The sequence below is a fragment of the Burkholderia sp. MSMB1835 genome, assembly GCF_001526365.1.
In the GTDB taxonomy this organism is placed as follows: domain Bacteria; phylum Pseudomonadota; class Gammaproteobacteria; order Burkholderiales; family Burkholderiaceae; genus Burkholderia.
This window is the reverse complement of sequence record NZ_LOYP01000001.1, coordinates 24,173-46,800: the sequence shown is the minus strand read 5'-3', so window position 1 is coordinate 46,800 and position 22,628 is coordinate 24,173. Positions and strand designations below refer to the sequence as shown.

The 22,628-nt window shown below is 66.9% G+C and carries 27 protein-coding genes; 24 read left to right on the top strand and 3 right to left on the bottom strand.

The features are described from left to right. Positions 1-49 precede the first annotated feature (49 nt). Both WS96_RS00230 and WS96_RS00225 read left to right on the top strand, forming a co-directional pair. On the top strand, positions 50-298 hold the full coding sequence (locus WS96_RS00230; RefSeq protein WP_059829836.1) for a type II toxin-antitoxin system Phd/YefM family antitoxin: 249 nt from the start codon (positions 50-52) through the stop codon (positions 296-298). Then, positions 295-681 carry a type II toxin-antitoxin system VapC family toxin gene (locus tag WS96_RS00225; RefSeq protein ID WP_059829835.1) on the top strand — a complete coding sequence of 129 codons (387 nt, stop codon included), beginning with the start codon at positions 295-297 and terminating at the stop codon, positions 679-681. Before WS96_RS00230 ends, WS96_RS00225 begins: the two co-directional genes overlap by 4 nt. Positions 682-703: 22 nt before the next feature. On the opposite strand, the gene WS96_RS00220 is transcribed toward WS96_RS00225, so the two are convergent. Continuing rightward, positions 704-1,630 carry a LysR family transcriptional regulator gene (locus WS96_RS00220; protein ID WP_059829833.1) on the bottom strand — a complete coding sequence of 309 codons (927 nt, stop codon included), beginning with the start codon at positions 1,628-1,630 and terminating at the stop codon, positions 704-706. Between the two features lie 141 nt (positions 1,631-1,771). On the opposite strand from WS96_RS00220, the gene WS96_RS00215 reads away from it, so the two are divergent. The 9 genes from WS96_RS00215 to fliR all read left to right on the top strand — a co-directional run bounded on the left by WS96_RS00215 (position 1,772) and on the right by fliR (position 7,713). After that, positions 1,772-2,245, top strand: a complete 474-nt coding sequence (locus WS96_RS00215) for a CidA/LrgA family protein (RefSeq protein WP_059827192.1) — start codon at positions 1,772-1,774, stop codon at positions 2,243-2,245. A gap of 13 nt (positions 2,246-2,258) precedes the next feature. Further along, positions 2,259-2,981 (top strand): LrgB family protein, encoded by a 723-nt coding sequence (locus WS96_RS00210; protein ID WP_059503099.1) that lies wholly within the window; start codon positions 2,259-2,261, stop codon positions 2,979-2,981. A gap of 258 nt (positions 2,982-3,239) precedes the next feature. Further along, on the top strand, positions 3,240-3,740 hold the full coding sequence (gene fliL, locus WS96_RS00205; protein ID WP_034209686.1) for a flagellar basal body-associated protein FliL: 501 nt from the start codon (positions 3,240-3,242) through the stop codon (positions 3,738-3,740). A 22-nt stretch (positions 3,741-3,762) separates the two neighbouring features. Beyond that, on the top strand, positions 3,763-4,761 hold the full coding sequence (gene fliM, locus WS96_RS00200; protein WP_034209687.1) for a flagellar motor switch protein FliM: 999 nt from the start codon (positions 3,763-3,765) through the stop codon (positions 4,759-4,761). Next, positions 4,754-5,242 carry a flagellar motor switch protein FliN gene (gene fliN / locus WS96_RS00195; RefSeq protein ID WP_034209688.1) on the top strand — a complete coding sequence of 163 codons (489 nt, stop codon included), beginning with the start codon at positions 4,754-4,756 and terminating at the stop codon, positions 5,240-5,242. Before fliM ends, fliN begins: the two co-directional genes overlap by 8 nt. Continuing rightward, the gene (gene fliO, locus WS96_RS00190; protein WP_059829831.1) at positions 5,239-5,820 is read left to right on the top strand and encodes a flagellar biosynthetic protein FliO; all 582 of its coding nucleotides are present in this window, start codon (positions 5,239-5,241) and stop codon (positions 5,818-5,820) included. Before fliN ends, fliO begins: the two co-directional genes overlap by 4 nt. Positions 5,821-5,856: 36 nt before the next feature. Next, positions 5,857-6,618, top strand: a complete 762-nt coding sequence (gene fliP, locus WS96_RS00185) for a flagellar type III secretion system pore protein FliP (RefSeq protein ID WP_034188215.1) — start codon at positions 5,857-5,859, stop codon at positions 6,616-6,618. Between the two features lie 17 nt (positions 6,619-6,635). After that, the gene (fliQ, locus tag WS96_RS00180; RefSeq protein ID WP_006491272.1) at positions 6,636-6,908 is read left to right on the top strand and encodes a flagellar biosynthesis protein FliQ; all 273 of its coding nucleotides are present in this window, start codon (positions 6,636-6,638) and stop codon (positions 6,906-6,908) included. Between the two features lie 22 nt (positions 6,909-6,930). Further along, positions 6,931-7,713, top strand: a complete 783-nt coding sequence (gene fliR, locus WS96_RS00175) for a flagellar biosynthetic protein FliR (RefSeq protein WP_059829829.1) — start codon at positions 6,931-6,933, stop codon at positions 7,711-7,713. A 137-nt stretch (positions 7,714-7,850) separates the two neighbouring features. On the opposite strand, the gene WS96_RS00170 is transcribed toward fliR, so the two are convergent. After that, positions 7,851-8,165 (bottom strand): hypothetical protein, encoded by a 315-nt coding sequence (locus WS96_RS00170; protein ID WP_156443540.1) that lies wholly within the window; start codon positions 8,163-8,165, stop codon positions 7,851-7,853. A 204-nt stretch (positions 8,166-8,369) separates the two neighbouring features. Beyond that, entirely contained in the window at positions 8,370-8,663 is a 294-nt protein-coding gene (locus WS96_RS33440; protein WP_156443539.1) for a hypothetical protein, read from the bottom strand. A gap of 39 nt (positions 8,664-8,702) precedes the next feature. Here WS96_RS33440 and WS96_RS00165 point away from each other — a divergent pair, with 39 nt between their 5' ends. From WS96_RS00165 to WS96_RS00105, 13 genes are all read left to right on the top strand, one after another. Beyond that, positions 8,703-9,707 carry an ABC transporter substrate-binding protein gene (locus WS96_RS00165; RefSeq protein ID WP_059830029.1) on the top strand — a complete coding sequence of 335 codons (1,005 nt, stop codon included), beginning with the start codon at positions 8,703-8,705 and terminating at the stop codon, positions 9,705-9,707. A 112-nt stretch (positions 9,708-9,819) separates the two neighbouring features. Next, positions 9,820-10,617: an ABC transporter ATP-binding protein gene (locus tag WS96_RS00160; protein WP_059780449.1), complete on the top strand. Its 798-nt coding sequence runs from the start codon at positions 9,820-9,822 to the stop codon at positions 10,615-10,617. A gap of 26 nt (positions 10,618-10,643) precedes the next feature. Beyond that, positions 10,644-11,492: an ABC transporter permease gene (locus tag WS96_RS00155; protein WP_034209866.1), complete on the top strand. Its 849-nt coding sequence runs from the start codon at positions 10,644-10,646 to the stop codon at positions 11,490-11,492. 88 nt (positions 11,493-11,580) lie between these two features. Continuing rightward, the gene (locus WS96_RS00150) at positions 11,581-12,948 is read left to right on the top strand and encodes a sensor histidine kinase (protein ID WP_059829825.1); all 1,368 of its coding nucleotides are present in this window, start codon (positions 11,581-11,583) and stop codon (positions 12,946-12,948) included. 13 nt (positions 12,949-12,961) lie between these two features. Continuing rightward, positions 12,962-13,639 carry a response regulator gene (locus tag WS96_RS00145; RefSeq protein WP_034209696.1) on the top strand — a complete coding sequence of 226 codons (678 nt, stop codon included), beginning with the start codon at positions 12,962-12,964 and terminating at the stop codon, positions 13,637-13,639. A 282-nt stretch (positions 13,640-13,921) separates the two neighbouring features. Then, a complete protein-coding gene (locus WS96_RS00140; protein WP_034209697.1) occupies positions 13,922-15,049 on the top strand; it encodes a porin in 1,128 nt (375 codons plus the stop codon). Positions 15,050-15,385: 336 nt separating this feature from the next. After that, the gene (locus tag WS96_RS00135) at positions 15,386-16,687 is read left to right on the top strand and encodes a TolC family outer membrane protein (protein ID WP_257127904.1); all 1,302 of its coding nucleotides are present in this window, start codon (positions 15,386-15,388) and stop codon (positions 16,685-16,687) included. A gap of 40 nt (positions 16,688-16,727) precedes the next feature. Then, positions 16,728-17,987 (top strand): HlyD family secretion protein, encoded by a 1,260-nt coding sequence (locus WS96_RS00130; RefSeq protein WP_059829821.1) that lies wholly within the window; start codon positions 16,728-16,730, stop codon positions 17,985-17,987. Between the two features lie 41 nt (positions 17,988-18,028). Beyond that, positions 18,029-20,167, top strand: coding sequence for a peptidase domain-containing ABC transporter (locus WS96_RS00125; protein WP_059829819.1), 2,139 nt, complete (start codon positions 18,029-18,031; stop codon positions 20,165-20,167). A gap of 103 nt (positions 20,168-20,270) precedes the next feature. Beyond that, the gene (locus tag WS96_RS00120; protein ID WP_059829817.1) at positions 20,271-20,585 is read left to right on the top strand and encodes a hypothetical protein; all 315 of its coding nucleotides are present in this window, start codon (positions 20,271-20,273) and stop codon (positions 20,583-20,585) included. A 110-nt stretch (positions 20,586-20,695) separates the two neighbouring features. Continuing rightward, complete coding sequence (locus tag WS96_RS00115; protein ID WP_059829815.1) at positions 20,696-20,935, top strand: hypothetical protein; 240 nt, start codon at positions 20,696-20,698, stop codon at positions 20,933-20,935. Positions 20,936-21,131: 196 nt separating this feature from the next. Next, positions 21,132-21,677 (top strand): fimbrial protein, encoded by a 546-nt coding sequence (locus WS96_RS00110; protein WP_034209703.1) that lies wholly within the window; start codon positions 21,132-21,134, stop codon positions 21,675-21,677. Between the two features lie 210 nt (positions 21,678-21,887). Continuing rightward, entirely contained in the window at positions 21,888-22,592 is a 705-nt protein-coding gene (locus WS96_RS00105) for a fimbria/pilus periplasmic chaperone (protein WP_257127807.1), read from the top strand. The last annotated feature ends 36 nt before the right edge of the window (positions 22,593-22,628 follow it).

The window sequence follows — 22,628 nt, the reverse complement described above, 5'->3', positions numbered from 1 at the left end:
GTGAACTAAGCTAATAAATTGACTAAACTTAGTTCATTTGAGGTATGCCATGCAGACCTACAACATGCATGACGCGAAGACGAACCTGTCGCGTCTGATTGACGAGGCAGTTCACGCGGGTGAACCATTCGTGATCGCCAAGGCCGGCAAGCCGCTCGTCAAGGTCGTGCCGATCGATGCGCCCGAGGCGCCCCGGCCGGCGCGGATCGGCTTCATGAAGGGGCAGATCGTCGTGCCGCCCGACTTCGACAGGATGGGCGACGAGGCCATCCGGAAGCTGTTCGAGGGCGACGCGTGAAACTGCTGCTCGATACGCACCTGATCCTTTGGGCGGCGGCGGACGCGACCGAATTGCCGGATCAAGCCCGCACGCTCATCGAGGATCCCGCCCATACCCTGTTGTTCAGCGTCGCAAGTCTGTGGGAGATCGTGATCAAGCGCGGGCTCGACCGCAATGATTTTCAAGTCGATCCGCACGTGCTGCGTCGCAATCTGCTCGACGCCGGCTACGTCGAATTGCCGATCACGAGCGAGCATGTTGTCGCCGTGGAACAACTGCCGGCAGTGCATCGCGATCCGTTCGATCGGGTCCTGATTGCCCAGGCGATTTCGGAAGGCGTCACGTTGCTCACGCACGACCATACGGTGGCCCGGTATCCGGGCCCGATTCGGCACGTCTGATCGCGCCGAGCCTGAGCGACCCTCACTCCCTCGCCCGCAACCCCCCGAACGCCAGATCGTCGCCCGCCGCGAGCGGCAGCGTCGCCCGCGCGACGTCGAGCCATGCCCGCGCCGCGTGCGACAGGTAGCCTTTCTTCAGCCAGCCGAGCGCGATCGCCCACGTGATTTCCGGCTCGACGATCGGCCGGCACGTGAACTGGCCCGCGTCGAGCCGCCGGCAATACGGCTCGGGCAGCAGCGCGATGCCGACGCCCGCATGCACGAGCGCGGCCATGAAATCCCAGTGGCCGCTGCGGCTCACGATCGACGGCGTGAAGCCGGCCTGCCGGCACGCATCGAGCACCGCATCGTGCAGCGCGAGGCTTTCCGCATAGAACACGAACGATTCGCGCGCGAGATCCGCGAGCGGCACGGCCGTGTGCTCCTCCCAGCGCGACTCGCGCGGCGCGACGAGCCACAGCGGCGCGCGCACCATCGGCAGCCGCTCGAACGTGCCCGGATCGACGGGCTCGAGCAGCCCGCCGAGTTCCAGCTCGCCCGACGTCAGCGCGGCCTCGATCATCCGCGCACCTTGCTCGAACAGCTTCAGCTCGATGTTCGGATAGCGCTGCTTATATGCGGCGATGATCGGCGTGAACAGCGAACCGCCGAGCGGCGGAATGCCGATGGTCAGCTCGCCGCGTCCGAGCGTGCCGAGATCGTTCAGCTCCGATTGCAACTGCGCCTGCGCGGCGAGCACGTCCTGGCCGCGCTGGAACACGATCCGCCCGGCGTCGGTCAGCACCATCTGCCGGCCGTCGCGCAGCAGGAGCGGCGAACCGATCTCGTCTTCCAGCGCCTTCACCATCTTGCTGATGGTCGGCTGCGTGACGAACAGCCTGTCGGCCGCCGCGGTGAAGCTCTGCTGGCGAACCACCTCGACGAAGTACCGCAGCGCGCGCAATTCCATCGATCACTCCCCAGATTGGTGCGGCAACATCAAAACGAATTCCGAATTGGAATGATAAGGATAGAGACAAGTCATTTTATTTATGGTTAGGGGAAACCCTATACTGACGCCATCGACAGAAACACCCGTATGGAGCCCGTCATGAACAAGCCGACCGCCACTGCCGCCGCCCGCCCTGCCGCGTCGGGCAGCCTTGCGCACACGGGCCGGATCGTGCTGCAGGCCACCGCGCTCGGCGTGCTGTGGATGGCCGTCGACTGGGCCGTGCGCAAGGTCGGGCTGCCGATTCCGTCCGGCGTGATCGGCCTCGCGGTGCTGCTCGTGCTGCTGTTCTCGGGTCGCGTCGCGCCGGCGTGGGTGAAGGACGGCGCGAACTGGCTGCTGTCCGACATGCTGCTGTTCTTCGTGCCGGCCGCCGTCGCGGCCGTGCAGTACGGCGGGCTGTTCCGCGAGGACGGCTGGCGCATCGCGCTGGTGATGCTCGCCGGCACCGCGTTCGTGATGGTCGCGGTGGCCGTGGCGGTCGATCTCGCCGCGAAGCTCGAACGTCGGCTCGCCGCGCAGCGCGTATTCGCCGAGCGCCGCCGTACGCGCCTGAGCGCCGTCGCTCACTGAGCCGGAGCCGCCCATGCTCGCCGCGCTGTCGAACCTGCCCGCCGACCGCGTGAATACCGCGATCTCCGTCGGCTGCTTCGTGCTGACGGTCGTGCTGTATTTCGCGTCGAAGCGGCTCTATGCGTACAAGAAGACGCTGCTGTTCTCGCCGCTCGTGTTCGTGCCGGGCGTGCTGGTGCTGCTGGTGCTGCTGACCGGCATCCCGTATTCGGTCTATTTCCGCGACACGCGCTGGCTGATGTGGCTGCTCGGCCCGGCGACGATCGCGTTCGCGGTGCCGATCTACGAGTATCGCGAGCTGATCCGCCGCCACTGGCTGTCGCTGTCGGTCGGCGTCGCGGTCGGGATCGCCGCGGGCGTATGCGGGTCGCTGCTGCTCGCGAAGCTGCTGCACCTGTCGCCCGAACTGCAGCGCTCGCTGATGACGCGCTCGGTGTCGACGCCGTTCGCGCTCGCCGTGTCGGACAAGATCCACGCGCCGAAGGATCTCACCGCCCTGTTCGTGATCGCGACGGGCATCTGCGGGATGCTGCTCGGCGAACTGGTGCTGGCGCTCGTGCCGATGCGCACCCGGCTCGCACGCGGCGCGCTGTTCGGCGCGGCCGCCCACGGCGTGGGCACCGCGAAGGCGCGCGAGATCGGCAGCGAGGAAGGCGTCGTGTCGAGCCTGACGATGATGATCGCGGGCGTCGCGATGGTGCTGATCGCGCCGCTGCTCACGCTGCTGCCGATCTGACGATGCACGGGCGGGCGCAGCCGCCCGCCCCGCCGTCGCGCCCGCTCGCTCCGTCCGGCGGCCCGGTTCCCGCCCGCCGCGCGCCACCCTTGCTCCTTGTTCGTTTTCCCCGCCATTGCCGTCCAGCGTCGAGCCGACACCCGGCCGACCGTCGGGACAATCGGCTGAGATAGCCGCAATTCCCCCCTCTTTTCCGCCCATCGGCGTCGGCCCGGATGCCGAACAATGCATGCTACGAGACATCACGCACGCATTCACATGGCCACGACCGCAACCCCGACCGCCGACAAGCCGGCTTCGTCCGGCAAGTTCAAGCGCATCGCGCTCATCGCCGTCATCGCGCTGGGCGCGGCTGCCGCCGCCGCCGGCGGCATGTACGTGTTCCTGAGCAAGGCTGGCGTCGGCCATGCGAGCGCGCCCGCCGAGCCGGCGCCGCTTGCCGCGCCGACGTTTTTCGCGCTCGACCCGCTGACCGTGAACCTGCAGTCCGACGACGGCGCGCAGCACTACCTGCGCGTCGGCCTGTCGCTGAAGCTCACCGACCCGAAGGCGCAGGAGCAACTGACCGCGCGGATGCCGGAGATCCGCAGCCGGATCCTGCTCGCGCTGTCGAACAAGCATCCCGAGGAACTCGCGACGCCGGACGGCAAACGTTCGCTCGCGAACGAGCTGCGGGACCTGATCGAGCAGCCGACGCAGCCGGGCAACCAGCGCGCGAAGGTCGACGACGTCCTGTTCACCGAGTTCGTCGTCCAGTAACGCGGCCGCGAAAGGAGCGCGTATGGGTCACCAGGAGTTCATGTCCCAGGAGGAGGTCGATGCCCTCCTCAAGGGCGTCACGGGCGAAACCGATGCGGTCGACGAGCAGCGCGACACGTCGGGCGTCCGCCCCTACAACATCGCGACGCAGGAGCGCATCGTCCGCGGCCGGATGCCCGGCCTCGAGATCATCAACGACCGCTTCGCGCGCCTGTTGCGGATCGGCATCTTCAACTTCATGCGGCGCACGGCGGAAATCTCCGTCAGCCAGGTGAAGGTGCAGAAGTACAGCGAATTCACCCGCAACCTGCCGATTCCGACGAACCTGAACCTGGTGCACGTGAAGCCGTTGCGCGGCACGTCGCTGTTCGTGTTCGACCCGAACCTCGTGTTCTTCGTCGTCGACAACCTGTTCGGCGGCGACGGACGCTTCCACACGCGCGTCGAGGGCCGCGATTTCACGGCCACCGAGCAGCGGATCATCGGCAAGCTGCTGAACCTCGTGTTCGAGCACTACACGACCGCATGGAAAAGCGTGCGGCCGCTGCAGTTCGAATTCGTGCGCTCGGAAATGCACACGCAGTTCGCGAACGTCGCGACGCCGAACGAGATCGTGATCGTCACGCAGTTCTCGATCGAATTCGGGCCGACGGGCGGCACGCTGCACATCTGCATGCCGTACTCGATGATCGAGCCGATCCGCGACGTGCTCAGCTCGCCGATCCAGGGCGAGGCGCTCGAAGTCGACCGCCGCTGGGTGCGCGTGCTGTCGCAGCAGGTGCAGGCCGCCGAGGTCGAGCTGACCGCCAATCTGGCCGAGATCCCGTCGACGTTCGAGAAGATCCTGAACCTGCGCGCGGGCGACGTGCTGCCGCTGGAGATCGAGGACACGATCACCGCGAAGGTCGACGGCGTGCCGGTGATGGAGTGCGGCTACGGAATTTTCAATGGTCAATATGCGTTGCGCGTGCAGAAGATGATCGGCGCGAGCGATTCGATGAAGGAAGGTGGATATGAGTGAGCTGAACCAGACGCCCGACGACGACATGCAGGCGATGGCCGATGCGGCCCTCGCGGCGTCGGCCGCCGACGCGCAGGCGCCGGCCGCGGCCGACGAGGATCCGGGCATGGACGACTGGGCGGCCGCGCTTGCCGAGCAGAACCAGCAGCCGGTGCAGGCCGGGGCGACGGGCGCCGGCGTGTTCCAGCCGCTGTCGAAGGCCGCGGCGAACTCGACGCACAACGACATCGAGATGATCCTCGACATCCCGGTCAAGATGACCGTGGAGCTCGGCCGCACGAAGATCGCGATCCGCAACCTGCTGCAGCTCGCGCAGGGGTCGGTCGTCGAGCTCGACGGCATGGCCGGCGAGCCGATGGACGTGCTCGTGAACGGCTGCCTGATCGCGCAGGGCGAGGTCGTGGTCGTCAACGACAAGTTCGGCATCCGCCTGACCGACATCATCACGCCGGCCGAGCGCATCCGGAAGCTCAATCGATGAACGTCGCGATGCCCGGCCAGCGCGCATGCGGCGCGATCGCGGCGACGGCGCTGGCCGCCGTCGCGGCGCTCGCGTGCGCGCCGGCCGGCGCCGCCGACATGAACGCGGTGAACCACGCCGGTGCGATCGCGTCGAGCGTGACGGTCGGTTCGGCCGCGCCGTCGCTCGGCATCGGCGCGGTGCTGCAGACGCTCGTCGGGCTCGCGGTCGTGATCGGCCTCGTGTTCGCATGCGCATGGCTCGCCCGCCGCTTCGGCTTCCAGCCCGCCCGGCGCGGCGGCCCGCTGAAGGTCGTGTCGAGCGTCGGGCTCGGCGCGAAGGAAAGCGCGACGATCGTCGAGATCGGCGACACCTGGCTCGTGCTCGGCGTCGCGCCGGGCAACGTGCGCCTGCTGCATACGCTGCCGGCCGGTTCGGCGGCGGCCGCCGCGACCGCGGGTTCGGCCCCGGCACCGGCCGATACACCCGCCGGCGGCGATGCATCGGACGCCGGCCTGCCCGGCACGTTCGGCTCGCGGTTTCGCGCCGCGCTCGCGGGCGAAGCCGCGAAACGCCTCGGTCGCGGCAAGGACCGCTGACATGGCGCCGCGCCCTCTTTCCGACCTCGCATTCCGATGAAACACGCCTTCCTGCGGCGCGCGGCGCGCGTCGCGCCCGTGCTGATCCTCTGTCTCGCGCCCGCGCTCGCCTGCGCGCAGGCGAACGGCCTGCCCGCGTTCAACGCGAGCCCGGGCCCGCACGGCGGCACCACCTATTCGCTGAGCGTGCAGACGATGCTGCTGCTCACGATGCTGTCGTTCCTGCCGGCGATGCTGCTGATGATGACGAGCTTCACGCGCATCATCATCGTGCTGTCGCTGCTGCGCCAGGCGCTCGGCACCGCGACGACGCCGCCGAATCAGGTGCTCGTCGGCCTCGCGATGTTCCTTACCTTCTTCGTGATGTCGCCGGTGCTCGATCGGGCGTACAACGACGGCTACAAGCCGTTCTCCGACGGCTCGATGCCGATGGAGCAGGCCGTGCAGCGCGGCGTCGCGCCGTTCAAGACCTTCATGCTGAAGCAGACTCGCGAGACCGATCTCGCGCTGTTCGCGAAGATCTCGAAGGCCGCGCCGATGCAGGGCCCCGAGGACGTGCCGCTGTCGCTGCTGGTGCCCGCCTTCGTCACGAGCGAGCTGAAGACCGGCTTCCAGATCGGCTTCACGGTGTTCATCCCGTTCCTGATCATCGACATGGTCGTCGCGAGCGTGCTGATGTCGATGGGGATGATGATGGTGTCGCCGTCCACCGTGTCGCTGCCGTTCAAGCTGATGCTGTTCGTGCTGGTCGACGGCTGGCAACTGCTGATCGGCTCGCTCGCGCAGAGCTTCACGTAAGCGGAGGAACACGCGCGATGACGCCCGAACAAGTGATGACGCTCGCGCATCAGGCGATGATGGTCGGCCTGCTGCTCGCGGCCCCGCTGCTGCTGGTCGCGCTCGCGGTCGGCCTCGTCGTGAGCCTGTTCCAGGCCGCGACGCAGATCAACGAAGCGACGCTGTCGTTCATCCCGAAGCTGCTCGCGGTCGCCGCGACACTCGTGATCGCCGGCCCGTGGATGCTGACGACGATGCTCGACTACCTGCGGCAGACGCTGCTGCACGTCGCGACGCTCGGCGTCGGCTGAGCCGCGCACAGCGCCGGCGGCGATGTTCTCGGTTACCTACGCGCAGCTCAACGGCTGGCTCACGGCGTTCCTGTGGCCGTTCGTGCGGATGCTCGCGCTCGTCGCGACGGCGCCCGTCGTCGGCCACGCGGCGGTGCCGGTGCGCGCGAAGATCGGCCTGGCCGCGTTCATGGCGCTGGTCGTCGCGCCGACGCTCGGCGCGATGCCGGACGTCACCGTGTTCTCCGCGCCGGGCATCTGGATCCTCGTCACGCAATTCCTGATCGGCGTCGCGATGGGCTTCACGATGCAGATCGTGTTCGCGGCCGTCGAGGCGGCCGGCGACTTCATCGGGCTGTCGATGGGCCTCGGCTTCGCGACCTTCTTCGACCCGCACACGAGCGGCGCGACACCGGCGATGGGCCGCTTCCTGAACGCGGTCGCGATGCTCGCTTTCCTCGCGGTGGACGGCCACCTGCAGGTGTTCGCGGCGCTCGCCGCGTCGTTCCAGTCGCTGCCGGTGTCGGGCGACCTGCTGCACGCGCCGGGCTGGCGCACGCTCGCCGCGTTCGGCGCGACCGTGGTCGAGATGGGGCTGCTGCTCGCGCTGCCGGTGGTCGCGGCGCTGCTGATCGCGAACCTCGCGCTCGGCATCCTGAACCGCGCGGCGCCGCAGATCGGCGTGTTCCAGGTCGGCTTTCCGGTGACGATGCTCGTCGGGCTGTTGCTCGTGCAACTGATGGTGCCGAACCTCGTGCCGTTCGTGTCGCACCTGTTCGACATGGGGCTGGATGCGATGGGGCGGGTGTTGATCGGCTGGCGCTGACGGGCTGCGCGGACTTCAGTCGCCGGGAGACGACTCGGCCGGAATGGTGGCGGCGCACCCAATGGGATAGCGGCAAGCGCCAGAATCGGCCAGCTACCGAACACACGATATTCCAGTGCGTTCGGCAGCCGGTTTTCTCACGACGCTTGTATTAGCGGGGGGGGGGACCATCCGGCGAATGCGCCCTGGAGCGCGCCGGTCGCCATGCCCGCCAGGCCGTTGACAGCCCAGGGAACGCCAAGCATCGGCCCGGTAAGGGCTCCGCCGATCCCGCCCACCACCGAGCCTTGCAAGCCACCTACCACGGCGCCCCACGGGTTGCCGGCGCCAGCGACAAGCAGTCGTTCTTCATCGGACAGAATACGCATATTGCCGAGAGTATCGACGGTGTCGAACGTATCGCAGGCAAGCATCGCTTCTTCGTTGAAAACTGAATATGCCACCTTGGTCATCTCCTTTTTCTGAAAATGTAAAAAAACGACTCACTTAATGCGACACCTATCGCCGTGGCCAGCAGCGTAGATGCCGATCCTGCCGGCAGGATCGCAAATTTGGAATTTACAAAATTGATCGCGATAATCGATAAAATTGCGTTCGCTATCCTTGCGATAAAAATCATGGTCGGCTTTCTCTTTTGGATTTGGTGTGCTTGTCACTTAATGATCGGCATGGGTATCGATGGTGATAATCCAGTTGAAATCCGGGAATCGTAAAGCATCCATTCTTGCGAAAACGGTGAATGAGATTCGGCCGTTCACACACAACGTCCAGCCGACCATGCAGCGGCGAGAAATCGGCATCGACAGGTCGGTCGCAGCTTCGCTTTGAAACACGATCCGGATGGACGCCCGTCCATCAAGGGATTCGTGGAAAACCCCTAACGGAATCGCCGCCCCGCGAAAGGTAGCGGAAGGTTTCGCCTCCCTATACTCGTGATGACGATGCAGCAAGCATCGCGCCATACGATTACAACGAAGGAGACGATCCCGATGCGACCCATCCTGCGCACCCTCGCCGTTGCAGCCACCCTCACCTGCGCGCTCGCCGCCCACCCCGCTTTCGCCGACGACGACGGCAAGATCACGATCATGGTCGGCGGGATCGCGAAGATGATCTACCTGCCCGCGCGGCTCACGCAGGAGCTCGGCTACTTCAAGGCCGAGGGGCTCGACGTCGAGCTGCTGTCGCAGCCGGCCGGCGTCGACGCCGAGAACGAGCTGCTCGCGGGCGCCGTGCAGGGCGTCGTCGGCTTCTACGACCACACGATCGACCTGCAGAGCAAGGGCAAGGACGTGAAGGCGATCGCCGTGTTCGGCCAGGTGCCGGGCGAAGTCGAGATGGTGTCGACCAAGGCCGCGCCGACCTTCAAGTCGATGGCCGACGCGAAGGGCAAGACGCTCGGCGTGACGGGCCTCGGCTCATCGACCAGCTTCCTCACGCAATTCCTCGCGCTGCAGCACGGCATCCCGTCCACGCAGTACACGATGCTGCCGGTCGGCGCCGACGCGAGCTTCATCGCCGCGATCAAGCAGGGCCGGATCGACGCCGGCATGACGACCGAGCCGACCGTGTCCGCGCTCGAGAAGATGGGCGATGCGAAGGTGCTGGTCGACCTGCGCACGCTCGAAGGCACGCGCGCCGCGCTCGGCGGCACCTACCCGGCCGCGAGCCTGTACGTGCAGTCGGCGTGGGCCGATTCGCACAAGCCGCAGGCGACCAAGCTCGCGCACGCGTTCGCGAAGACGATGCAGTTCATCCACACGCACAGCGCCGAGGACATCGCCGCGAAGATGCCGGCCGACTACCAGAAGGACAAGGTGCTGTACGTGAACGCGCTGAAGGCGTCGCTGCCGATGTTCACGGCCGACGCGAAGATGCCTGCCGACGGGCCGGCGACCGTGCTGAAGGTGCTGTCGGCGTTCAACCCGTCGGTGAAGGGCAAGCACATCGACCTGACGCGTACCTACACGAACGAGTTCGTGAGCGCGAAGTAAGCAGCGGCGCCGGCGGCGGCGATCCCGCCGCCGTGCGTTCCCCGTTCCGGCCCGGTCGACCGGCCCGGCGCCGCCATGCGGCGACGCCCTCTTCACCCGCAGGACGAACGCGATGAATCAGGCAGTCTCCCCGAGCACACCGGCGATCGAGTTTCGCAACGTGTCGTGCCGCTTCATTTCGCCGGAAGGCAAGGCTACCGTCGCGCTGCGCGACTTCAGCATGAGTGTCGCGCGCGGCGAATTCATCGCGATCGTCGGCCCGACCGGCTGCGGCAAGTCGACGACGCTGAACCTGATCACCGGGCTGCTCAAGCCCGTGTCGGGCGAAGTGCGCGTGATGGGCCGCCCGGTCGACGGAATCGACCCGCGCATCGGCTTCGTGTTCCAGGCCGACGCCGTGTTTCCGTGGCGCAACGTGATCGACAACGTCGCGGCAGGCCCGCTGTTTCGCGGCCGCTCGAAGGACGTCGCGTACGCGCAGGCCGAGGAGTGGATCCGCAAGGTCGGCCTCGACAAGTTCACGAAGCACTACCCGCACCAGCTCTCGGGCGGGATGAGAAAGCGCGTCGCGCTCGCGCAGACCTTCATCAACCAGCCCGAAATCCTGCTGATGGACGAGCCGTTTTCCGCGCTCGACATGCAGACGCGCACGCTGATGCAGGACGAGTTGCTGCAGCTATGGTCCGCGAACAAGGGCTCGGTCGTGTTCGTCACGCACGACCTCGAGGAAGCGATCGCGCTCGCCGACCGCGTGTTCGTGCTGACCGCGCGCCCCGCGACGCTCAAGCGCGTGGTCGAGATCGACCTGCCGCGTCCGCGCGTCATGTCGGACGTGCGCTACGACGCGCGCTTCATCGAAATTTCCAGGAACATCTGGCACGACCTGCGCGAAGAAGTGCAGATCGGCTGAAAGCAAAGGACAGGAGCATGACCGACATGACGCTTCCCACCACCGCCATTGCGGCGACCACGCTCGAGGACGACGAGCGCGCCGCGCAACGCCGGCTGCGCCGCCGGCGAAACCTGATCGTCACGCTGCGGATCGCCGTACTCGTGTTCGTGCTGGGCGGGTGGGAACTCGCCGCACGGCTGAAGTGGATCGACCCGTTCTTCTTCTCGATGCCGTCGCTGATCTTCGCGCAGATCCAGGACTGGTTCGTGAACGGCACGTCGCAGGGCCCGCTGCTCACGCAGGTGTGGGTCACGCTCGAGGAAACCGCGATCGGCTTCCTGATCGGCTCGGTCGCCGGCGTGATCTGCGGGATCGTGCTCGGCCGCAACAAGCTGATGGCCGACGTGTTCGGCCTGTACATCCAGATCGCGAACTCGATTCCGCGCGTCGTGCTCGGCTCGGTGTTCGTGATCGCGCTCGGCCTCGGGATGGCGTCGAAGATCGCGCTGGCCGTCGTGATGGTGTTCTTCGTCGTGTTCGGCAACGCGTTCCAGGGTGTGCGCGAAGCCGATCGCTACCTGATCGCGAACGCGCAGATCCTCGGCGCGTCGCGCCGGCAGATCACCACGTCGGTCGTGATCCCGTCCGCGCTGAGCTGGATCCTCGCGAGCCTGCACGTGAGCTTCGGCTTCGCGCTGGTCGGCGCGGTGGTCGGCGAATTCCTGGGTTCCAAGCAAGGGATCGGGCTGTTAATCTCCACCGCCCAAGGCGCGTTCAACGCGAGCGGCGTGTTCGCGGCGATGATCGTGCTGGCCGTGGTCGCGCTGGCCGCCGACTATCTGCTGACGCGCATCGAGAAGCGGCTGCTGAAGTGGCGCCCCGCGGCGTTCTGAACACCGCGGAACGACGCCTGACATGACACACGCGACCGCGCCGGCGACCCCGGCGCGGTTCGGCATTTCGGAGAAGGAGCGCAACAGGATGGCGCACAGCCTGCGCGGACGGCTGCTGTGGTGGCTGCTGCTGCCGCTCGCGGTGTTCGTGCTGATCGCGGGCGCGATGTCGTACGACACCGCGCGGACCACGGCCGGGCTCGTGCAGGACAGCGCGCTCGTTGCGTCCGCGCGCACGATCGGCGAGGACGTCGAATGGCGCAACGGGCGCCCGGCGGCCGACGTGCCGCCGGCCGCGCTGGAGATTTTCGAATCGCCGTCGGGCGACTCGGTGTTCTACAAGGTGATCGACGGTCACGACCGCCTGCTCGCCGGCAATCCGGCGCTCGACCTGCCCGCGCGGCACGGCATCGAGCCGACGCTGTACGACACGTCGCTCGACGGCGTGCCGCTGCGCGCGGTGGCCTACGACCGCCAGCTCTACGACGAGGGGCAGGTCGAGACGGTCACGGTGGTCGTCGCGAAGACGACGCGTTCGTACGGCGCGATGGTCGCGACGATCTGGCGGCCGCAGCTCGTGCGCCTGTCGCTGATGCTGGTGCTCGCGGTGGTGCTCGTCTACCTCGGCCTCACGCTGGAGCTGCGCCCGCTGATGAAATTGAAGGACGACGTGGCCGATCGCGGGCCGATGGAACTGGAGCCGATCCGCCCCGAGCGGCTGCAGCACGAGCTGCGCCCGATCGTCGACGCGATCAACCAGTGCATCGCGCGGCTCAACACGCATACGGCCACGCAGCGCCGCTTCATCGCGGATGCCGCGCACCAGTTGCGCACGCCGATCGCGGTGCTCGACACGCAGATCCAGTACGCGCAGCGGCGCGGGCACGACGATGCGGAACTCGCGGCGGTGCTCGACAGCATGCAGCGCAGCAGCCGCAAGATGGCCGATGTGACCGACAAGCTGCTGCTGCTCGCGCATGCGGAAGCGACGCCGTCGACGCTCCTGACCCATCGCGTCGATCTCGCGGCCGTGGTGTCGAGCGTGCTGGAAGAGACGATCGTGCTCGCGCAGCGGCGCGAGATCGACCTCGGCGCCGATCTCGGCGAGCGGCTCGACGTCGCGGGCAGCGATAGCCTGCTGACCGCGCTGGTGATGAACCTCGTCGACAACGCGGTGCGCTACACGCAGCCGGGCGGCTGCGTGACGGTCTGCGCGCGGCGCGACGGCGATGCGGTCGTGCTCGACGTGGTCGACGACGGCCCCGGCATCCCGGCCGAGGCACGGCCGCACGTATTCAAGCGGTTCTACCGCGTGTCGGCCGATACCGAGGGCTCGGGCCTCGGGCTCGCGATCGTCCGCGAGATCGCGCAGGCGCACGGCGGCAGCGCGTCGCTCGCGCCGGGCCCCGGCAATCGCGGTATCGTCGTCACCGTGCGGCTGCCCGCTTTCGATTGAAGAGAACGCCGTCATGAAACTCCTGCTGGTCGAAGACAACGCCGAACTCGCGCACTGGATCGTGAACCTGCTGCGCGGCGAGGATTTCGCGGTCGACAGCGTCGGCGACGGCGAGCGCGCCGACACGGTGCTGAAGACCGAACGCTACGACGCGGTGCTGCTCGACATGCGGCTGCCCGGCATCAGCGGCAAGGAAGTGCTCGCGCGGTTGCGGCGCCGCAACGACAACGTGCCGGTGCTGATGCTGACCGCGCACGGCTCGGTCGACGACAAGGTCGACTGCTTCGGCGCGGGCGCCGACGATTACGTCGTGAAGCCGTTCGAGTCGCGCGAGCTGGTGGCGCGGATTCGCGCGCTGATCCGCCGGCAGGCCGGCGTCGGCACGACGCAGCTCGTGTGCGGCGATCTCGTCTATGCATTCGGCACGCGCGAATTCCGCTGCGGCGACGCCGTGCTCGCGCTGCGGCGCCGCGAGCACGCGATCCTCGAAACGCTGATGCTGCAGCAGAACAAGACGGTCTCGAAGGCGCGGCTGATGGACAGCGTGTTCGCGCTCGACGACGAACCGAGCGCCGACGCGATCGACATCTACATTCACCGGCTGCGCAAGCATCTCGCGCTCAGCACGGCCGAGATCATCACGCTGCGCGGGCTCGGTTACATCCTGCGCATGAAGAGCGCGCACGATTGACGCGGCTCGCTTCCGCACGCGCTCATAACGATTCGTAGCACGAATCGTTATCCAGGCCTGCCGAGCGTCGGGCGGAGTCGCTTCCGCACGCCTTCCCGATCCGGGATGATTGCGCGTTCGGTGTTTTCACCGATCCGATTCTTGCGTCGGGGAAAGCGTCGTGAAGGATTGCACCCTCTACGATGCTACGCGTCGGCCCTCTCGCTGTGGCCGGCAAGAGTCGGCATACATTACGTACTGCCAACGACCGGATTTCAATACGGCAGCTCGGAGGAGACGATCTTGAAACGAAAAACCCTGGCCCTTTCCATCGCGGCGGCAGGCCTGTGCGCCGGCCACGCGCATGCGCAGTCGAGCGTGCAGCTCTACGGCCTGATGGACCTGAGCTTTCCGACCTACCGGACCCACGCCGACGCGAACGGCAAGCACGTGATCGGCATGGGCAACGAAGGCGAGCCGTGGTTCAGCGGCAGCCGCTGGGGCCTGCGAGGCGCCGAAGACATCGGCGGCGGCACGAAGATCATCTTCCGCCTCGAAAGCGAATTCGTGGTCGCGAACGGCCAGATGGAGGACGAAGGCCAGATCTTCGACCGCGACGCGTGGGTCGGCGTCGAGGACGAGCGCTTCGGCAAGCTGACGGCCGGCTTCCAGAACACGATCGCGCGCGACGCGGCGGCGATCTACGGCGACCCGTACGGCTCCGCCAGGCTGTCGACCGAGGAAGGCGGCTGGACCAACTCGAACAACTTCAAGCAGATGATCTTCTACGCGGCCGGCCCGACCGGCACGCGCTACAACAACGGCATCGCGTGGAAGAAGCTGTTCGCCAACGGCATCTTCGCGAGCGCCGGCTACCAGTTCAGCAACTCGACGCAGTTCGCGACCGGCTCCGCGTACCAGCTCGCGCTCGGCTACAACGGCGGCCCGTTCAACGTGTCGGGCTTCTACAGCCACGTGAACCACGGCGGCTTCCGGAACCAGACGTTCTCGGTCGGCGGCAACTATACGTTCGACATCGTGCGCCTGAATGCCGGCTACTTCCGCTACAACGGCGACCAGGGCGCGCTCGGCCAGCGCCACGACGATGCGTGGACGGTGTCGATGAAGATCGCGCCGAAGGGCGCGCTCGACTACGAGCTCGGCTACCAGCAGATGCGCATCAAGAACGCCGCGAACAACGCGGACGGCTTCACGCCGAACGCGAACCTCGGCGCATTCAGCCTGACCAACGGCGTCGCCAACGGCTTCAAGGAGACGATCTACGGGTCGGTGTTCTATCACCTGAGCAAGCGCACCGAGGTGTACCTGGCCGGCGACTACATGAAGCTGCATGGCGGCTACACGGCGGCGTCGACGTTCGGCGCGAAGAACCAGCTCGAACTGACGTCGGGCATCCGGACGCGCTTCTGACCGGCGTTTCGCCCGGGCGGGGCCACCGTGCTCCGCCCGTCTCTCTTTCTGGAATCTCCATGCGGGCACGGCCGGCGCACTGCGCCGACCGTGCTTTTTTTCGTCCTGCCGCGACAAGCTGCGGGCGGGTCGCGATCGTCGTCGCACAAGCGCGATTCACTGCGCCGTTGCGCGCCGACCGACGCCAAAATGGACGTAATACGATATCTCGCCGTCATGCGTTGCTGAAGAATTCAGCGTTTTCCAGACGCGACGCCCGTCGTGTCACGGCGGCCCGACGGCCGTCAGGTACTGACGCACATGATATCGACACGATGTTTCCGGCGAATCGCCGTTTTGGGCTGGCTGGCCGCCGCTTGGCCGGCGCACGCGGCCGACTTGCTCGACGCGGTCAATGCGGCGAGGGGATTCGACTCGGGCATCGCCGCGGCGCGTGAAGCACGACTCGCCGGCCGCGAGAAGCGGTGGCAGGGGCTGGCAGGCCTGCTGCCGCGCGCGCAGATCGACGGCAACTACACGAAGCAGGATCAGCCGACGGCGACCTATGCGGCCGCGGTGCGTCGCCATAGCGCGTCGGCAACGATCACGCAGCCGATCTTCGATATGGCGCGTATCGCCGACTTCAAACGGGGCGGCGCACTCGCCGACCAGGCCGACATCGAGTACGAAAAGGCCCGGCAGACCCTCATCACGGACGTCTCCAACGCGTATTTCGACGTGCTGTATGCACGCGAGGTACTGCAGGCGGCCGATTCCGCTCGGCAGGCGTTCCAGCGGCAGTTCGACCAGGCGCAGGCCGCGCTGCGCATCGGCGACGGCACGCGGACCGACGTCGACGAGGCGCGGGCCAATCTCGATGACGCGCTTGCGCGCAAGGTCGGCGCGCAAACGGATCTGGAAATCGCGAGCGGCACGCTGCGCCGGCTGACGGGGCTGCCCGCGGACGACATAGCGCCGATCGCATGGCAGTGCGTGCCGCCCGCGGCACCCGTCGACCTGTCGACCGCGATGGACGAAGCCGCGCTCGACAGCGTCGACGTGCGCCTGGCCGAAAAGCAGCTCGAGCAGTCGCGCGCCGACATCGTTGCCGCGACCGGCGCGAACCTGCCCGTCGTGAACCTGCAGGCGAGCTACGGCACCAACTGGAGCCGCGGCGCCGACGAGAACGTGCTGGACAACATCTTCGGCACGACGTCGAAAACCCGTTCGTCGGTGATCGGCGTGACGATCACGATTCCGCTGTTCGCCGGCGGCGGCCCGCTGTCGGCGAGCCGTGAAGCCTATCGCCGCCGCAACCAGGCGCGCGACGCGCTCGAGGACGCACGCCGCAAGGCGCGCGAGCGCGCGCGCAGCGCGTATCTCGGCATCACCAACGGTCTCGCGCTGATCCGCGCGCAGGAGCGCGCGCTCGCGTCGGCCGACAGCAAGGTGAAATCGACGCGCCTCGGCCGTGAAGTCGGGCTGCGCACGCAGATCGACGAGCTGAATGCGCAGCAGCGCTACTTCGAGGCGATCCGCGATCTTGCCGACACGCGCTACCGCTACCTGCGCGCACGGCTCCAGCTGTCCGCCGCCATCGGTACGCTCGGCGACCACGACGTGGCCGCCCTCTCGTGCGCGGCGCCGGGTTCGCCATGACGCGCCGCGCGCCTGCCCCGCCCTTTTTCCGCGAACACTCATGACCGACTCCCTGTTCCGCCAGGAAGCGCTCGATGCGACCAAGCACAAGCTGATGGGCACCGTTGCGCTGTATTCGCCGCCCTATCGCTGGCTGACGATCGGCATCGTGTCGGCGCTCACGCTCGCGATCGTCGCGTTCCTCACGTTCGGCACCTATACGAAGCGCGAACGGGTCGTCGGCCAATTGCTGCCGGCGAAGGGGCTGCTGACCGTGGCGCCGCCGCTCGCGGGAACCGTGATCGACACGCGCGTGCGCGAAGGGCAAACGGTCGCCGCGGGCGCGGAGCTGATGGCCGTATCGGGCGAGATCGCGACACAGCTCGGCGCGACGCGCGAGATGGTCGCGCGGCAATTGAAATTCCAGCGCGAACGGCTGCAGACCGATCTCGCCGGGCAGACGCAGTTGAGCGACGAGGCGCGGCGCGGCCTGCGCGTGCAGGCGGCAGCGCTGAACGACCAGCTCGCGCAGATCGCGCAGCAGAAGATCCAGCGCACGCGCCAGGCGGAACTGTCGCGCCGGCAGCTCGACAAGCTGCAGGCGATGCGCGAGGAAGGCTACGTGTCGAACAGCCAGGTGGAACAGCAGGAAGGCGTGTTGCTCGACGCGCAGACGCGCCTTCAGGATCTCGCGCGCCAGCGGCTCGACGTCGACCAGCAACTCGACCGGATTCGTCAGCAACTGCGCGAACTGCCGCTCAACACGCGCAATCGGCAGAACGACATCGAGCGCAAGCTCGCGGAGCTCGACCAATCGATCGCCGAAAACGAGGCGCGTCGCGCGGTGATCCTGCGCGCGCCGCAGGCGAGCGTCGTCGCGGCGCTGCTCGCGAAGCCGGGGCAGCTCGTCGGCGCCGGGCAGACGGTCGTGTCGCTGCTGCCGCAGGGCGCGCAGCTCGAAGCGCAACTGATGGTGCCGAGCCGCGCGATCGGTTTCGTGCGCGCCGGCGCGCGCGTCGTGCTGCGCTACGAGGCGTACCCGTTTCAGAAGTTCGGGCAGCAGTTCGGGCGCGTGACCGAGGTGTCGCGCACCGCGCTCACGCCGCAGGAGGTCGCGAACCTGACCGGCCGGACGAACGTGCCCGAGCAGCTTTATCGGGTCGTCGTCGCGCTCGACCGGCAGGACATCCTCGCATACGGCAAACCGGAAGCGCTGCGCCCGGGCATGGCGCTGGAAGCCGACGTGCTGATCGACCGGCGACGGCTGATCGAGTGGGTGCTCGAACCGCTGTACGCGCTCGGCCGGCGCGCATCGTCGTGATCGCGCCTGCGTGCACGCATACGTCATGGAGCAATAAAACGATGAAATGGATGGACGCGTTGCAGTTCGGCTGGCGTCGCCGGCTGCCGGTCATGTTGCAGACGCAGGCGGCCGAATGCGGGCTCGTCTGCGTGGGCATGGTGGCGAGCTATTTCGGCCACGATCTCGACCTCGTCAGCCTGCGCCGCCGTTTCAGCCCGTCGCTGAAGGGCGCCACGCTCGGCGACGTCATGCTGATCGCCCATCGGCTGGGTCTCGCCTCCCGTGCACTCCGACTCGAGCTCGACGAGCTCGGCCGGCTGCGGCGCCCGTGCCTGCTGCATTGGGACATGAACCACTTCGTCGTGCTGAAGTCGGTGTCGCGCGGCAAGATCACGATTCACGATCCGGCGCGCGGCCTCTGCGACGTGCCGATGTCGGAGGTGTCCGCTCATTTCACCGGGGTGGCGCTGGAACTGCTGCCGTCGCCGTCGTTCAAGCGCACGCAAGCGCGCGAATCGATCTCGATGACGCGGCTGATCGGCAACGTGACCGGCATTCGCACGACGCTGGTCCAGGTCTTGCTGCTGTCGGCCGCGCTCGAGGTATTCGGCATCGTCACGCCGTTCTACATGCAGTGGGTGATGGATCAGGTGCTGGTGTCGGCCGACGCCGATCTGCTGACCCTGCTCGGGATCGGCTTCCTGCTCGTCGTGCTGTTCCAGAACGCCGTGTCCGCGCTGCGCTCGTGGGTCGTCACGTGGTTCTCGAGCCTGCTCGGCGTGCAATGGACCGCGAACGTCTGCTCGCATCTGTTCCGGCTGCCGCTCGCGTACTTCGAGCAACGGCACATCGGCGACGTCGTATCGCGCTTCGGTTCGATCGGCACGATCCAGAGCACCCTGACCACCCAGTTCATCGGCGCGCTGCTCGACGGCGTGATGGCCGTCGTCACGCTCGGCATGCTGTTCGTCTACAGCCCCGTGCTGACATGGCTCGTGCTCGGCCTGTTCGCCGTCTACGGCCTGATTCGCTGGGTGTCGTACCGACCGTTCCGGCAGGCGAACGAGGAACACATCGTCTACGCGGCGCGCGCGCAGTCGAACCTGCTCGAATCGATCCGCGGCGTGCAGGCGGTCAAGCTCGCGAACCAGCAGGACGCGCGCGTCGCGGCCTATGCGAACGCGATCGTCGAGACCACCAACAAGAACGTGGCCATCCAGCGCCTGTCGATCGGCTTCTCGACGCTGCAAGGCGTGATCTCCGGCGCCGGCCGCGTGGTGCTCGTGTGGCTTGCGGCGAAGCACGTGCTCGACGGGCAGTTTTCGGCCGGCATGCTCGTCGCGTACGTGAGCTTCGCCGACCAGTTCATGTCGCGCGGCGCGGCGCTGATCGGCACGATCATCGATTTCCGGATGCTGCGCCTGCACGGCGAGCGCCTCGCCGACATCGTGCTGACCGATGTCGAGGGCGACATGGAGGCGAAGATCGCGCATGCCTCGCGGGGGACGGACGATGCCGGCCCGCCGGCGATCGACGTGCGCGGCGTGAGCTTCCGCTACGGGGAAACCGAACCGTGGGTGCTCGAGGACTGTTCGTTTTCGGTGGCGCCCGGCGAATCGATCGCGCTCGTCGGCCCGTCGGGCCACGGCAAGACGACGATGGCGAAACTGATGCTCGGCCTGCTTGCGCCCGAGCAGGGCAGCGTGTGCATCGATGGCATCGACATCCGCAAATTCGGCCTGCAGCCGTATCGCGACCGGATCGGCTGCGTGATGCAGGACGACATCCTGTTCGCCGGTTCGATCGCCGACAACATCTGCTTCTTCGATCCGCAACCGGACCACGCGCGCGTCGAGGAAGTCGCGCGGCTCGCGCAGATCCACGACGACATCGTCGCGATGCCGATGGGTTACCAGAGTCTCGTCGGCGACATGGGCTCGTCGCTGTCGGGCGGCCAGTGCCAGCGCGTGCTGCTCGCGCGCGCGTTCTACCGGAAGCCGGCGATCCTGGTGCTCGACGAGGCGACGAGCCATCTCGACGTCGAGCGCGAACGCCTGATCAACGACGCGGTGCGGGCGATGAACGTGACGCGGATCATCATCGCGCACCGGCCGGAAACCATTCGCAGCGCGGACCGGATCGTCGAGCTCGTGCAGGGCCGCGCGCGGGCGCTGGAGTGCGGCGCACTGGCCGTGTGACGGCGCGGTGACCACGGAATCCTCGTCGCGCGATGCGCGGCGGGCCGGCCGACGCCGATCCGGCCATCACGATCGGCAACACGTAACTGCAAGGAGAACGTCAATGCGTGAATTGACGATGATGGAAATCAACGAAGTGAGCGGCGGGGGTGTCATGAGCCGGCTCGGTGCGTCGGTGCTGGGCGGGATGGCCGGCATCATCAGCGGCACGGCCAAGGGCGCCGTGGTCGGCGGCGCACAGGGCGGGCTGCTCGGCGTGGGCCTCGTCAGCGGCGCGGCGGGCATGGTCGTCGGCGCCGTGTATGGCGCCGTCAGCGGCGCGGTCTACGGGCTGGTCAACGATGCCCCGCAGACGCTCAAGGTCTTCAATACGCTGATGGAGAACGTCTTCGACTGGCTGGCGCCGACGCCGAAGTGATCGGCCGTGCTCGGGATTCGACGTTCCGAGCGCGTGTCGGCATCCGCCGCTTCGCGTCACGCACGACGGCGCGGCATCCAACATGTACACCTTCAATCGAACAGTAAATCATGCGTATCTTGAACGACGTGGAATGCAGGGCCGTCTCGGGCGGCCTGTCGACCAGCACGGTGCTGGACTGGATCAACAATCTGATGCGGCCGAGCAAGCCTTCCGAACCCTGGGTCAATCCGTTTCCGGCCGACAATCAACAGATCGGCGCGGTGGAGGCAATCGGGAAATTCGTCGCCGCCGTCGGCATTGCGGTCGCGGTCACCGGCTGGTCGCTGATCCGCAACGGCGGGCGGTAAGCGTCCCACCGGAACGGAATCTCGCATCGATGCAGTCATTCGTCCTCCTATATTTTCGAGATTGTGCAGGGTGAGGATCGAGATTTATGGACGAATTGCGATAGCGAAATTTAGCCATTCAGAGTGAAATCGAGTCGGTTCGTTCACAGCAGCACGAATCGAGTTTTCAATCAGTCATTCAAAAGGAAATCAAACGATGATCAAGCAACTTAGCGTAGCTGCCGCAACGGTGGCCACGATCGCCTTGGCGCCGACCGCCGCGCACGCGTACGACGGCACCGTGACCTTCACGGGTTCGCTGTCCGGCGCGACCTGCACGGTCAAGGTCAACGGCGCGAACCAGAACGGCACCGTGCAATTGCCGAGCGTGGGCGCGAGTTCGCTGGCGTCGAAGGGCGCGACGACCGGCGCGACGAATTTCACGATCGCGCTCAGCGACTGCACGAACGCGGACGGCAAATCGGTTCGCGCATTCTTCGAAGCCGGCCCCACCGTGAACACCAACGACGGCACGCTGGCCAACCGCGCGAACGTCAATGCGGCAACGAACGTCGCGGTGCAGCTGCTCGACATCGACGGCAAGGCATTGAAGGCCGGCGACATCAGCCAGCGCAACGGCGGCTCGGTGGCGCTCACGAACAACAGCGCCACGCTCGTCTACGGTGCGCAGTACTACGCGACGGCCGCTGCAACCGCCGGTAGCGTGAACACGTCGGTCACCTATTCGATCGACTACCTCTAAGCGTCAGTCCGTCGGGTGGGCGGCGTATCGTATCCGTCCGCCCGACGCTTCGTATCGACCAGTCGCGCCATGCGCGCTTCTCGTCCGGCCGCGCATCGTCACGAAGCGCCGTATGCCGGCGCTTGCGGCCCATCGCATCACATGATGACCCGATTCTTATCCCTTCTGTCCCGTCGGCTCATGCCGTGCCTCTGCGCGATGCTCGCGTGCATGACGCAGCAAGCGGCGGCGAGCGTCGTCATTTCCGGTACGCGCGTGATCTATCCCGCGGGCGACCGTGAAATTACCGTCAAGATCGACAACAACGGAACACTGCCCTCGCTCGTGCAGGCCTGGCTCGACGACGGGGACGTGCACTCGCGCCCCGGCACCGCCACGGTGCCGTTCGTGATGATGCCGCCGATTTCCCGGATCGATCCCGGCAAAGGCCAGACCCTGCGGATCGTCTATACCGGCGATCCGCTCCCGCAGGATCGCGAATCGGTGTTCTGGCTCAATGTGCTGGACATTCCGCCGAAAGTCGACGAGTCGAGTACGACGACGGCGCTACAGCTTGCGTTTCGTACGCGTATCAAGCTGTTTTTCCGGCCGGTCGGCCTCGATGCGGACGGCGCCGTCGCCGCGGCGAAGCAGTTGAAATGGTCGGTGGTACCCGCGCCGGGCGGCGACGGGCATGCGTTGCGCGCAACGAATGCGTCGCCGTTCAACGTCACCGTGTTGTCGGCGCGCGTCGCCCACGGCGGCCGCACGTACGGGACCGTCGACGGTGCGATGGTGGCGCCCGGGCAATCGCACGTTTTCCCGCTGGACGCCCCGTTGCCGGCGCTGCCCGGTCGGACGAAGCTCGATTATTCGACGATCAACGACTTCGGCGCTGGCGTCGAATGGCAGTCGTCGATCGACGATACGCCGTAGCGCCGCCCGCTCCCCCTCTCGACATCCGCCCAGTGC